Origin of the sequence: Kineococcus xinjiangensis, from assembly GCF_002934625.1 — a bacterium.
In the GTDB taxonomy this organism is placed as follows: Bacteria; Actinomycetota; Actinomycetes; order Actinomycetales; family Kineococcaceae; genus Kineococcus_A; species Kineococcus_A xinjiangensis.
In genome coordinates this window covers 130991-143852 of sequence record NZ_PTJD01000008.1, presented here as the reverse complement: position 1 = coordinate 143852, position 12862 = coordinate 130991, and the positions used below count along the sequence as shown (strand labels likewise).

The window sequence follows — 12862 nt, the reverse complement described above, 5'->3', positions numbered from 1 at the left end:
CGTCACGGCACCGCCCCGTCACTGGTGTCACCGACCCCGCCATGCCGTCACCACGCCGTCACCCCCGCCGTCACCGACCGCGAGCCCCTGACCTGCACCAATACCCGCATGTGACGGCGATGACGGCAGTGACGCCGTTCTCCCGGCCTTTCGGACACGCCCCCAACCGCCCGCGCCACCGACACCGGAGGAACACCCCCTTGAGCGCCCCGCACCCGAACCTCGCCTTGGCGTCTGTCACCCGTCTCAGCAACTACCGAGCCACTCCCGTCTCGGTCGCTCGCGCGACCTACACCGTCGCGGAGGTCTGCGGCGTGCTCGGCCTGTCCCGCGCGACCGTCTACGCCCTGCTGCGCGCTGGCGAGCTGCCCGCCCGCCGCGTCGGGAGCCGCTGGATCATCGCCCGGCACCGCTTCGACACCTGGCTCAACGAGGCGCCCGAACCCGCGTCGCTGCGCAGCACCGGGACGGAGGTGCGCTGGTGAGGGGCGCCGTCTATAAGCGGTGCCAGTGCCGCGACGCCGAGGGACGCACGGTCAAGGACTGCCGCAAGGCGCACGGCTCCTGGACCTACTTCGTCCGCCTCGACGCCGACCCCGTCACCGGCAAGCGCAAGCAGGTCGCCAAGTCCGGCTTCCGCACCCGCCGCGAGGCCGAAGCGGAGCTGACCGACGTCCTGTCGCGACTCAACTCGGGAACCTGGACCGACGACCAGCGCACCACCGTGGGGGAGTGGCTGGACCAGTGGCTCGGAGAACTGAGCCAGCGCCGCTCGGCCAAGACCATGGCCAACTACCGCGGCCACGTCCGCGACGTCTGGAAGCCCCGCGTCGGGCACATGCGGCTACGCGACCTCCAGCGGCGCCACGTCGAGGCCGTCCTGGCGGATCTGTGCCGGCCGATCACGGCTGCTCGCACCGGACGGCGTGGCCGTCCGGTGCCCGTGCGGACTGCTGCGACGGTGGATGGCTACCGCCGCACGCTGCGGGCCGCACTCTCCATGGCCGTACGCCGAGGGCTCGTCCTCGCGAACCCGGCTCAGGGCCGGATGGATGCCCTGCCGGAACGCGAGCACCGGGAGCTGCGCCTGTGGGAGCCCGAGTCCACCGCCGCCTTCCTCGGCCATGTCGCGCGAGACCGCCTGGCCGCGCTCTACGAACTGGCCGCCTACGCCGGGCTGCGCCGGGCAGAGCTGTGCGGGCTGCGCTGGAGCGACCTGGACACCGGCTACCTCGGGTTGACGGTGCGGCAGACGATCGTGGAGGTGCCCAGCAAGGACATCCGCCCCGAGGACCGCGTCTGCCCGCACTGCAGTCGCGAGCACGTAGGGCGGCTGGTGAAGGGGCCGAAGTCCCAGGCCGGACGGCGATGGGTCCCCCTGGCTGGTCCAGCGCAGAAGGCGCTGCGCGGTCACCACGAGGCGCAGCAGCAAGAGCGGGCGGACTTCGGGCCGGACTACTCCGATCACGGTCTCGTGTTCTGCGAGGTGGACGGCACCCCGCTGCGGCCGGGTGCCGTCACCGAGGCGTTCACCGTGCACGCGGCAGCGTGCGGCCTCCCGCCGATCCGGTTGCACGACGCCCGGCACGGGGCGTGCTCCCTGCTCATCGCAGGCGGGGTGCCCATCGAGGTGGTCCAGATGATCCTGGGGCACTCCTCACCGAACGTGACCCGTCAGGTCTACGCCCACATGCTCCGCAGGGCCGCGGCCGAGCAGGTCGAGGCCGCGACGAAGCTGCTCACGCAGCACCGCTGCTGACAGTCTGCTGACAAGGGGCTCCGGTCGGATGGCGAGCCCACCGCCCGCGCCCTCCCTGGGGCGCGTTCCTGCAGGTCAGCGCCTCGCAGGCCGGGGGAGAGGGCGCGCCCGGAAGGATTCGAACCTTCGACCGTCCGATTAGAAGTCGGGTGCTCTATCCGCTGAGCTACGGGCGCCAGGGCGCTGAGCCTAGCGCCGCACCCCCGCCCGGACCGCTCGTGTTGGCGACTCCCGAGCCGTCCACAGCGGTCGGATCGGCCCCGGGGTCCACACCGGGAGCGGGGGCGTCCCCGCGACCGCGCCGCGGGCCGCAGCCTCGGACCGACCCCGCAGGGTGCGGGGAAGGGGAGGACGACGTGAACGAGATCCAGGTGTCGGTGACGGGCAACGTGACGACGGACGTGCGCCACGTGGTGGTCAACGACACGACGCCCATCACGAGCTTCCGGCTGGCCTCCACGCTGCGCCGGCGCGACGGTGAGGGCCGCTGGTACGACGCGGAGACGACGTGGTTCACCGTGACCTGCTTCCGCTCCCTCGCCCTCAACGCGGCCCGCTCGCTGCGCAAGGGCCAGCCGGTGGCGGTGCAGGGACGGCTGCGGGTGCGCGAGTACGAGGTGGAGGGGGTGCGCCGCTGGAGCCTGGAGATCGAGGCCGCGTCCGTGGGCCACGACCTGCAGTACGGCGTGGGCGACTTCCAGCGGGTGTCGAAGGTGGAGCGGGCCGAGCCCGCGCACCGGGAGGCGGCCGACGCGCTCGCGGCCAGCTTCGACGAGGTCCCGGCGGCACCGGGGGAGCCGCTGCCGGATCCCGCGCGTGTCCTCGTGGGCTGAGCGGGGCGAGCCGGGGCGCCGGTCCCGCTCCCGTGGCCGCTTCCCCGGCCGCGGGAGCGGGGCGGCGGCGCCGCGGGGCGGAGCGACTAGCCTGGGTCCATGGCCGAGTTCATCTACACGATGCAGAAGGCGCGCAAGGCGCACGGCGACAAGGTCATCCTCGACGACGTGACGCTCGCCTTCTACCCGGGCGCCAAGATCGGCGTCGTCGGCCCCAACGGCGCCGGCAAGTCGAGCGTGCTGAAGATCATGGCTGGCCTGGACCAGCCCTCCAACGGCGAGGCCCGGCTCTCGCCGGGCTACTCCGTCGGCATGCTGCTGCAGGAGCCGCCGCTCGACGAGTCGAAGACCGTCCTGGAGAACGTCCAGGACGGCCTCGGTGAGCTCAAGGTGAAGATGGATCGCTACAACGCGATCGCCGAGGAGATGGCGACCAACTACACCGACGAGCTGATGAACGAGATGGGCGAGCTGCAGGAGGCCCTGGACCACGCCAACGCGTGGGACATGGACTCCCAGCTCGAGCAGGCGATGGACGCGCTGCGCTGCCCGCCGCCGGAGTCGCCCGTCACCAACCTCTCCGGCGGTGAGCGCCGCCGCGTCGCGCTGTGCAAGCTCCTCCTGGAGAAGCCGGACCTGCTGCTGCTCGACGAGCCCACCAACCACCTCGACGCCGAGAGCGTGCAGTGGCTGGAGCAGCACCTGGCCAAGTACCCCGGCGCCGTCCTGGCCGTCACCCACGACCGCTACTTCCTCGACAACGTCGCGCAGTGGATCCTCGAGCTGGACCGCGGCCGCGCCTACCCCTACGAGGGCAACTACTCCACCTACCTGGAGAAGAAGTCCGAGCGGCTGAAGGTCCAGGGCAAGAAGGACCAGAAGCTGCAGAAGCGCCTGCAGGAGGAGCTGGACTGGGTCCGCTCCAACGCCAAGGGCCGCCAGACGAAGTCCAAGGCCCGCCTCGCCCGCTACGAGGAGATGGCCGCCGAGGCCGAGCGCACCAGGAAGCTCGACTTCGAGGAGATCTCCATCCCGCCGGGCCCGCGCCTGGGCAGCCAGGTCATCGAGGCCAAGGGTCTCAAGAAGGGCTTCGGCGACCGCACGCTCATCGACGGGCTGTCGTTCTCGCTTCCCCGCAACGGCATCGTCGGGGTCATCGGCCCCAACGGCGTCGGCAAGACCACGCTCTTCAAGACGATCGTGGGCCTGGAGGAGCTCGACGGCGGCGACCTCAAGGTCGGAGACACCGTCAAGATCTCCTATGTCGACCAGAGCCGCGGCGGCATCGACCCGAACAAGACCCTCTGGGAGGTCGTCTCCGACGGCCTGGACTTCATCCAGGTCGGTCAGGTCGAGATGCCCTCGCGCGCCTACGTCTCGGCGTTCGGCTTCAAGGGCCCGGACCAGCAGAAGCCGGCGGGGGTGCTCTCCGGTGGTGAGCGCAACCGCCTGAACCTCGCGCTGACCCTCAAGCAGGGCGGCAACCTGCTGCTCCTCGACGAGCCGACGAACGACCTCGACGTGGAGACGCTGGGCAGCCTGGAGAACGCGCTGCTGGAGTTCCCCGGCTGCGCCGTGGTCGTCAGCCACGACCGCTGGTTCCTCGACCGGGTCGCCACCCACATCCTCGCCTACGAGGGCACCGAGGAGGACCCGGCGAGCTGGTACTGGTTCGAGGGCAACTTCGCCAGCTACGAGGAGAACAAGATCGCGCGGCTCGGGCCCGACGCGGCCCGCCCGCACCGCGTCACCTACCGCAAGCTGACGCGCGACTGACCGCCTCCGGCGGGAGACGAGGAAGGGCCCCCGGGAATCCCCGGGGGCCCTTCCTCGTCTCGTCCTCGGGTCCCTGCCCCGGTGCTCACGTCCGCGTGCAGTGCCGGGGCGGTCCTCCGAACGGGTGGTCTCGCGCCCCTCAGACGGGGTCCGGCTGGGTGCCCCGCTGCTCCTGCCCGGCGCGCTCGTCCTGCTCGGCCTGCCGCTGCTCCGCCTGGCTGGTGGCCACGGGAGCGTCGGCGGCCGGCGTCTTGCGGTGCTCGCGCAGGGAGTGGGCGAACGCCGCCACCCACACGGCGACGATCAGGCCGTAGACGAGGAAGCGGACGGGGTTGTCGCCCTGGTCGATCCAGTCGCTGCGGATGAGCGACCGGGTGTTCGTCAGGATGATCATCCCGCCGACCGCGGAGCCGAGGATGCGCGGCGGCAGGTGGCGGACCAGCCACGCCGCGATGGGGGCGGCGATGACGCCGCCGATCAGCAGCGCCAGCGCCCAGGCGAAGTTGATGCCCTGCGAGCCCAGCGCCAGGAGGAATCCGGCGCTGGCGCCGAGGGCGACGAGGAACTCCGAGGTGTCGATGGAGCCGATCGTCTTGCGCGGCTCCAGCCGGCCGCTGGCCAGGATGGCGGGCGTGCCCACCGGGCCCCAGCCGCCGCCGCCCGTGGCGTCGATGAAGCCGGCCAGCAGCCCCAGCGGGCTGAGGAACCTCTTGCCCAGCGGCTTGTCGAGGGTGCGGCGCGGCAGCCCGAAGGCCGTGAACCGGATGAGGATGTAGCTGCCCAGCGCGATGAGGATGAGCGCCATCACGGGCGCCGCGGCCACCGTGGAGATGCTGGAGAGCACCGTCGCCCCCAGGAAGGCGCCCAGCGCACCCGGGATGCCGATCTTGGCGACGACCTTCCAGTCGACGTTGCCGAACTTCCAGTGGGACACGCCCGAGGCCAGGCTGGTGCCGATCTCGGCCAGGTGCACGCTGGCCGAGGCAGCGGCGGGGCTGGCGCCGATGGCGAGCAGCAGGGTCGTGGAGGTCACGCCGTAAGCCATGCCGAGGCTGCCGTCGACGAGCTGGGCGGCGAGTCCGACGATGGCCAGGAGGACGAGCGAGCGCATGGGGTGGGATCACTCCGCGGGGGTGCACCGGGCGCGGTCGGGCGGCCAGTGGGGGCGGGGGCACGGGGCGCGGCCGGGAGGGGCGGCGCGGTTCGGCTCAGGGGCCGTCAGGTGCGGGGGAACGCCTCAGCGGGGAGTGGGGGCGCAACAGATCGCGCTCGCGCACCGTCGCAGGTCGACGTGGTGGCGAGCGGTCAGACGGAGCTCGACGAGGAGCCCGGTCGCGCGCATGTCTCGAAGAGTGCCGATGCGGGGGAGTGGTGTCAATCCGGGCGTGCGCTGGACGAGACGGATGGTGGACGCTCCGTCTCAGCATGCGGACTCCGCGGGTGGTCCGGCCCGTCGCCGCGCCGCTATACCCTTGAACGCATGCCGATCCCCTCGCGCCGCTGCGGCGCGCCCACCGCCTCCCGCGGTGGTGGCGTCCCCGCCCCCGGCGGGACGCCGGGGCCCGCGGACCTGGCCGGAAGGAGCAGGTGGCGATGACCTCCTCGACCGTCGTCGACGAGCTGCGCGTGCTGGAGGCGGAGGCCGTCCACATCATCCGCGAGGTCGTCGCGGAGCTGGAGCGGCCCGTGCTGCTGTTCTCCGGCGGCAAGGACTCCATCGTGCTGCTGCGCCTGGCGGAGAAGGCGTTCGCGCCCGCTCCCGCGCCCATGCCGATGATGCACGTGGACACCGGCCACAACTTCCCCGAGGTCATCGAGTTCCGCGACCGCCGGCTGGGGCAGGCGGGTCACCGCCTCATCGTGGCGTCGGTCCAGGAGGCCATCGACTCCGGCCGCGTCCGCGAGGAGGGCGGCCCGGGCTCCTCGCGCAACCGGCTGCAGACCCGCACGCTGCTGGACGCGCTGGCCGCCGGCGGGTTCGACGCCGCGTTCGGCGGTGCCCGTCGCGACGAGGAGCGGGCGCGGGCCAAGGAGCGGGTGCTCAGCTTCCGCGACGAGTTCGGCCAGTGGGACCCGCGGGCCCAGCGGCCGGAGCCGTGGTCGCTCTACAACGGCCGCATCCGCCGCGGGGAGCAGGTCCGGGTCTTCCCGCTGAGCAACTGGACCGAGCTCGACGTCTGGCGCTACATCGAGCTGGAGCAGCTCGAACTCCCCTCCATCTACTTCGCCCACTCCCGCAAGGTCTTCGAGCGGGACGGCATCCTGCTGGCGGAATCCGAGTTCGTGCGGCCGCGCGCCGGAGAAGTTCTCGAGGAGGCGATGGTCCGCTACCGCACCGTCGGCGACCTCACCATCACCGGCGCGGTGCGCTCCACCGCCACCGACATCACCGGTGTGATGGCGGAGATCTCCCGGGCCACCACCTCCGAGCGCGGCGAGACCCGCGCCGACGACCGCACGTCCGCCTCCGCGATGGAGGACCGCAAGCGCGAGGGGTACTTCTGATGACCGAACTGCTCGGCGCCCCCGGCGCGGTCCCCGCTCCCGCCACCGCTCCCGTCGCGGAACGCGCTCCGCGCGAGCTGCTGCGGCTGGCCACCGCGGGTTCCGTGGACGACGGCAAGTCCACCCTCATCGGGCGGATCCTCCACGACACCGACTCCCTGCCGCTGGACCACCTGGACTCCGTGCGCGACGCCGAGGGCGTGCCCGACCTGGCGGCGCTGTCCGACGGGCTGCGCGCCGAGCGGGAGCAGGGCATCACCATCGACGTGGCGTACCGGTTCTTCTCCACGCCGAAGCGCAACTTCGTCCTGGCCGACACCCCCGGCCACGAGCGCTACACCCGCAACATGTTCACCGGCGCCTCCAACGCCCACGTCGCGGTGCTCCTCGTCGACGCCCGCGCGGGCGTGCTGCGCCAGACGCGCCGCCACGCGCGCATCGCCACCCTGCTGGGCGTGCCGCACCTGGTGGCGGCGGTGAACAAGATGGACCTCGTCGGCTTCGACCGGGCCCGCTTCGAGGAGGTCGCCGCCCAGCTGCACGACGTGGCCGAGCGCCTCGGCGGTGTCGAGCTGCTCGTCGTGCCGATCGCCGCCAAGCACGGCGACAACGTCGTGCACCGCTCGGCGAACACTCCCTGGTACGACGGCCCCACCCTGATGGAGCACCTTGAGTCCGTCGAGGTCACCCCGCCCGACCACGGCGTCGGCGGGCTGCGGCTGCCGGTGCAGTGGGTCTCGCGGCCCGAGGCCGGCCCCGACGGGCGCCAGCAGCGGCGCCGCTACACCGGCCGGATGGCCGCGGGCACCCTCGCCGTCGGCGACGAGGTCCTGGTCCTGCCCGCCGGCTCCCGCAGCCGGGTCACCGCCCTCGACACCCTCGACGCGCAGCGGCAGGTCGCGATCCCGCCGCTGTCGGTGTCGGTGGCGCTGGCCGACGACATCGACGTCGGCCGCGGCGACCTGCTCGTCTCGCCCGCCGACACCCCGCCGGCGGCCCGGGAGCTGGTCACGAGCATCTGCTGGATGAGCGAGCGGCCCCTGCGCGTCGGCGACCGCGTGGCGCTGAAGCACACGAGCAGGACCGTGCGCGCCATCGTGCAGCGCCTCCACGACCGCCTCGACCCGGAGACGCTGGACACCTCCGCCGACCCGGCAGAGCTGGCGCTCAACGACATCGGCACCGTCACCCTGCGCACGAGCGCCGTCGTCCTCGCCGACCCGTACGCGCGCAACCGCGAGACCGGCGCCTTCATCCTCATCGACGAGACGTCGAACGACACCGTCGGCGCCGGCACCGTGCTGGAGGCCCGCGACGCAGCCACCGTCGCGGCGGCCGCCGCCGACGCGGTCTGGCACCCCTCCGCCGTGAGCCGGGAGCAGCGCGCCGCCGCTACCGGCCAGCGCGGCGGCACCCTGTGGCTGACAGGCCTGCCCGCGGGCCCGGCCGCCACCGTCGCCACGGCGCTGGAGCGGGCCCTGCTGGCCGCGGGGCGCCTCGCGTACGTCGTGGACGCGCCCGCGGTGCGGCACGGGCTGCTGCAGGACCTCGGCGACGGGCCCGGCGACGGCATCGAGCGCACTCGCCGCGTCGCGGACCTCGCCCGGCTCTTCGCCGACGCCGGCGCGGTCGCCGTCGCCGGTGCCGCCGGGTCCCCGTCCACGGCGCGTGCCCTGCACGCCGCCGCCGGGCTGCCTTGCGCCGTGGTGGACCTCTCGGGCGAGCGGACGGGGACGGCCGTGGGCGAGCACGCCGCGGACGTGCACGTGCACGCCGGGGCGGGCAGTGCGGAGGAGGTCGCCGAGCGCGTCCTCGCCGCCCTCGCCGGGCACCCGCTGCTCGAGGCGCCCGCCCGGGACTGAGCCCCGGGCGGGCGCCCGCTCACGGCAGCCGGATCATGCCCTCCTGGGCGACGCTGGCCACGTGGGTGCCGTCCGCGCTGAAGAACCGGCCCGTCATCAGGCTGCGGGCGCCCGTGGCCGCCGGGCTCTCCACGACGTACAGCAGCCACTCGTCGACGCGCGCGGGCCGGTGCCACCACAGCGCGTGGTCCAGGCTCGCCACGCTCATCCCGCGGGTGGCCCAGATCAGGCCGTGGCGGCGCAGCACCGGCTCGAAGAGGACGTAGTCGGAGACGAAGCCCAGGACGCCGCGGTGCAGCAGGTCGTCGTCGGGCAGCCGGCCGGGCACCCGCATCCAGACCGCCCGCGTCTCCCCGGGGGCCGCGGGCGGTGCGGGCAGGTACGGCGGGGCCTGGACGTGGCGGACCTCCACCGGCCGCCCCTCCCGCCACTGCCTCGCCAGCGGGTGGTCGATGTCCGCCAGCAGCTCGTCGTCGGAGGGCAGCTCGTCCGGGCCGGGCACGTCCGGCATCTCCTCCGAGTGCTCCAGCCCCCCGGCCGGCGTCTGGAACGAGGCGATCATCGAGAAGATCGGCTCGCCCCTCTGCAGCGCCTGGACGCGGCGGGCGCTGAAGGACCGGCCGTCGCGCAGCCGCTCCACCGACAGCTCCACCGGCTCGGAGACGTCGCCCGGGCGCAGGAAGTACCCGTGCATCGAGTGCAGCACCCGGTCCGGCTCGACCGTGCGCCCCGCCGCCAGCGCCACCTGGCAGACCACCTGCCCGCCGAAGACGCGCCCGTGCGGCTGCGGCAGGTTCTGCCCCAGGAAGACGTCGGGCCGGCCCTGCACCGGCTCCAGCTCCACGACGGACAGCAGGCGGCGCAGCTTGCCCTCGGCCTCCGCGGCGGGGTCGCTCGAGCCGTTCGGGGGCGTCGCTTCCGGGGTGCTGGCCATGGAGCCGACGCTACCCGCGGGCACCGGGGCGGGGGTGTGCGGGCGGACGTGACCCCCGCCACCGCGCACCGTCGCGTCGCCGCGGCCGGCGTCCTCGGCGGCGCGGCGGGCACCGCTGGGCTAGCGTCGGTCCGTGCTCGCCGCCCGTGCAGTCCGCCAGTCCGCCGAGGAACCGCTGTCCGGCCTCGAGGTCGCCGACGGCCCGCCCGGTGCCGTGCCCGAGGGCTGGGTGCGGGTGCGGGTGCGCACCGCGGCCCTCAACCACCACGACCTGTGGAGCCTGCGCGGGGCGGGCCTGCCCGCGAAGCTGCTCCCGATGGTCCTCGGCTGCGACGCGGCCGGCGTCACCGACGACGGCCGCGAGGTGCTCGTCCACGCCGTGGTCTCCTCCGACGACTGGCGCGGTGACGAGACCCTCGACCCCGGCCGCACCCTGCTCTCGGAGCTGCACCCGGGCACGCTGGCCGAGGAGGTCTTCGTCCCCGCCCGCAACCTCGTCGCCAAGCCGGCTTCCTGGACGTTCGAGCGCGCGGCGTCCCTGGGCACGGCGTGGCTGACCGCCTACCGGATGCTGTTCACCCAGGCGCAGGCCACCCCCGGGCAGACGGTCCTCGTCCAGGGCGCCGCAGGGGGCGTGTCCAGCGCGCTGGTGGCGCTCGGCTCCGCCGCCGGCCTGCGGATGTGGGTCACCGGCCGCGATCCCGAGCGGGTGGAGCAGGCCGTGGCGTGGGGCGCCGACCGGGGCTTCGCGGCGGGGGAGCGGCTGCCGGAGAAGGTCGACGCCGTCATGGAGTCCGTGGGCAAGGCCACCTGGCAGCACTCCGTGCGCGCCCTGCGCCCCGGCGGCACGATCGTCGTCTGCGGTGCCACCACCGGGGGGGACGCCCCCGCGCAGCTGGAGCACGTCTTCTTCCGCCAGCTGCGGGTGCTGGGCTCCACCATGGGGACCCTGGAGGAGTTCCAGCGCATGGTGCGCTTCTGCGAGCTGCGCGACCTCGCCCCCGCCGTCGACTCCGTGCACCCCCTTCCCGAGGCCCGCGCGGCGTTCGAGCGGCTGGAGAGCGGGCAGGCGCGCGGCAAGGTCGTCGTCACGGTCTGAGCGGAGTCCCGCGAGGAGATTCCCCTGCGGCGGGGGCGGAACCCCTCAGCCGAACTCTTGCGATCAGAGTTCACTCTCTGTCAATGTCTCGGCAATCGCTTTCCCCGCTGATGCTGGAGGAACCGTGCGCCGACGACGTCGCACCGCCCCGTTCGTCCCCCTCGCGCTCGCCGCCTCGCTCCTGGCGGCCGGTGGCGCGGCCCCGGCGGAGGCCGCCCCGCTGCTGCGCCAGGCCGAGCGCCTCGACCGGGGGACGGTGGCCGTCACCACGACCGCCGGCGTGCTCGTGAGCTGGCGCCTCCTCGGCACCGAGGCCCGCACCGTCGGCTTCCACGTGTACCGCAACGGCACCCGCCTGACGTCCCAGCCGATCACCGCGAGCACCAACCACCTCGACGCCTCCGGAACCGCCGGGGCGTCCTACCAGGTGAGCGCCGTCGTCAACGGCGTGGAGCAGGCGCGCAGCACGGCCGTCACCGCGTGGTCCGGCACCCATCGCGACATCCCGCTGACCAAGCCCGCCGACGGGACGAACCCCGACGGCAGCAGGTACACCTACCGGGCCAACGACGCCAGCGTCGCGGACCTCGACCGCGACGGGCAGCTCGAGATCGTCCTCAAGTGGGATCCCAGCAACTCCCAGGACAGCTCCAAGGCCGGCTACACGGGTGAGGTGTTCCTCGACGCCTACGAGTTCGACGGCACCCGCAAGTGGCGGATCTCCATGGGGCGCAACATCCGCGCGGGCGCCCACTACACCCAGTTCCTCGTCTACGACCTCGACGGCGACGGCCGGGCGGAGGTCGTCGCCAAGACCGCCGACGGAACCCGCGACGGGACGGGGCGCGTCATCGGCGATCCGAACGCCGACTACCGCAACAGTTCGGGCTACGTGCTCACCGGCCCCGAGTTCCTGACGGTGTTCAACGGCGTCACCGGTGCCGCCCTGGCCACGCAGTCCTACGTCCCGCCCCGCGGGGACGTCTGCAGCTGGGGTGACTGCTACGGCAACCGCGTCGACCGGTTCCTCGCCGGGGTCGCCTACCTCGACGGGGAGCGCCCCAGCATCGTCATGGCCCGCGGCTACTACACCCGCACCGTGCTCGCCGCGTTCGACTACCGGGGCGGTGCGCTGACGAGGCGCTGGACGTTCGACTCCAACAGCAGCACCAACGGTCCCGCCTGGGCCGGTCAGGGCAACCACGCCCTCTCCGTGGCCGACGTCGACGCCGACGGCCGCGACGAGATCACGTACGGGTCGATGGTCGTCGACGACGACGGGCGCGGACTGCACACGACCGGCCTCGGGCACGGCGATGCGCAGCACCTCTCCGACCACGACCCGGCCCGCCCCGGTCTGGAGGTCTTCTCCGTCCACGAGAGCAAGGACGCCGCCTACGGCCTGGAGATGCGCGACGCCCGGACGGGGCAGATCCTCTGGGGCCGGCGCACCGGGCAGGACACGGGCCGCGGTGTGGCCGCCGACATCGACCCGGGGCACCCGGGCGCGGAGGCGTGGGCGGTCGACGGGCCGTGGAACAGCCGCGTCGGCTGGCTGTTCACCGCTCGGGGGCAGCTGCTGTCCAACGCCATCCCCGCCGCGAACTTCGTCGTGCAGTGGGACGGCGACCTCGGCTACGAGATCCTCGACCACGACTTCGACGATGCCACGCGCACGGGTGTCGGGCGCATCGACGAGTGGAACCCGGCCACGTCGACCGTGACGAACCTGCTGACCGCCACGGGCACGCAGTCCAACAACGACACCAAGGGCAGCCCGGTGCTGCAGGCGGACCTGTTCGGCGACTGGCGCGAGGAGGTCATCTGGCGCACGTCCGACAGCAGGGCCCTGCGGTTGTACAGCACGCCCTACAGGACCCAGCACCGGATGCCGACCCTGCTGCACGACCCGGTGTACCGGCTCGGCATCGCCTGGCAGAACGTCGGGTACAACCAGCCCCCGCACACGAGCTACTTCCTGGGCTTCGGTATGGCCGCCGCCCCGACCCCGCCGATCCGCCTCGTCCCCTAGCAGGTCCGGTCCCGACGAACCGCCGCCTCCCGCGCCAGGTGCGCGGAAGGCGGCGGTGGGCA

Annotated in this window: 10 protein-coding genes and 1 tRNA gene; 8 read left to right on the top strand and 3 right to left on the bottom strand. The window is 73.4% G+C overall.

The genetic code is table 11. The annotated features are described in order from the left end of the window. Positions 1-200: 200 nt before the first annotated feature. Complete coding sequence (locus tag CLV92_RS12560; protein WP_211291092.1) at positions 201-485, top strand: helix-turn-helix domain-containing protein; 285 nt, start codon at positions 201-203, stop codon at positions 483-485. Continuing rightward, positions 482-1759: a site-specific integrase gene (locus CLV92_RS12555; protein ID WP_104433161.1), complete on the top strand. Its 1278-nt coding sequence runs from the start codon at positions 482-484 to the stop codon at positions 1757-1759. Before CLV92_RS12560 ends, CLV92_RS12555 begins: the two co-directional genes overlap by 4 nt. Before the next feature lie 103 nt (positions 1760-1862). On the opposite strand, the gene CLV92_RS12550 is transcribed toward CLV92_RS12555, so the two are convergent. Beyond that, positions 1863-1935, bottom strand: a tRNA-Arg gene (locus CLV92_RS12550). 180 nt (positions 1936-2115) lie between these two features. Between CLV92_RS12550 and CLV92_RS12545 the strand changes: the two genes are divergently transcribed. Together CLV92_RS12545 and ettA are read left to right on the top strand one after the other, a co-directional pair. Beyond that, entirely contained in the window at positions 2116-2592 is a 477-nt protein-coding gene (locus CLV92_RS12545) for a single-stranded DNA-binding protein (protein ID WP_158257226.1), read from the top strand. Between the two features lie 99 nt (positions 2593-2691). Continuing rightward, the gene (gene ettA / locus CLV92_RS12540) at positions 2692-4368 is read left to right on the top strand and encodes an energy-dependent translational throttle protein EttA (RefSeq protein WP_104433159.1); all 1677 of its coding nucleotides are present in this window, start codon (positions 2692-2694) and stop codon (positions 4366-4368) included. A gap of 139 nt (positions 4369-4507) precedes the next feature. Here the strand turns inward: ettA and CLV92_RS12535 are convergent, their stop codons facing one another. Then, positions 4508-5479, bottom strand: coding sequence for a sulfite exporter TauE/SafE family protein (locus CLV92_RS12535; protein WP_104433158.1), 972 nt, complete (start codon positions 5477-5479; stop codon positions 4508-4510). Between the two features lie 476 nt (positions 5480-5955). Between CLV92_RS12535 and cysD the strand changes: the two genes are divergently transcribed. Both cysD and CLV92_RS12525 read left to right on the top strand, forming a co-directional pair. Next, positions 5956-6873, top strand: coding sequence for a sulfate adenylyltransferase subunit CysD (gene cysD, locus CLV92_RS12530; protein ID WP_281256931.1), 918 nt, complete (start codon positions 5956-5958; stop codon positions 6871-6873). Beyond that, positions 6873-8735, top strand: a complete 1863-nt coding sequence (locus CLV92_RS12525) for a GTP-binding protein (RefSeq protein WP_104433157.1) — start codon at positions 6873-6875, stop codon at positions 8733-8735. Before cysD ends, CLV92_RS12525 begins: the two co-directional genes overlap by 1 nt. Before the next feature lie 19 nt (positions 8736-8754). Here CLV92_RS12525 and CLV92_RS12520 read toward each other — a convergent pair whose 3' ends face one another. Then, on the bottom strand, positions 8755-9669 hold the full coding sequence (locus tag CLV92_RS12520; RefSeq protein ID WP_104433242.1) for an acyl-CoA thioesterase: 915 nt from the start codon (positions 9667-9669) through the stop codon (positions 8755-8757). Positions 9670-9802: 133 nt separating this feature from the next. Between CLV92_RS12520 and CLV92_RS12515 the strand changes: the two genes are divergently transcribed. Both CLV92_RS12515 and CLV92_RS12510 read left to right on the top strand, forming a co-directional pair. Beyond that, entirely contained in the window at positions 9803-10768 is a 966-nt protein-coding gene (locus CLV92_RS12515) for a zinc-binding dehydrogenase (protein WP_104433156.1), read from the top strand. 124 nt (positions 10769-10892) lie between these two features. Further along, positions 10893-12800, top strand: coding sequence for a rhamnogalacturonan lyase (locus CLV92_RS12510; RefSeq protein ID WP_158257225.1), 1908 nt, complete (start codon positions 10893-10895; stop codon positions 12798-12800). The last annotated feature ends 62 nt before the right edge of the window (positions 12801-12862 follow it).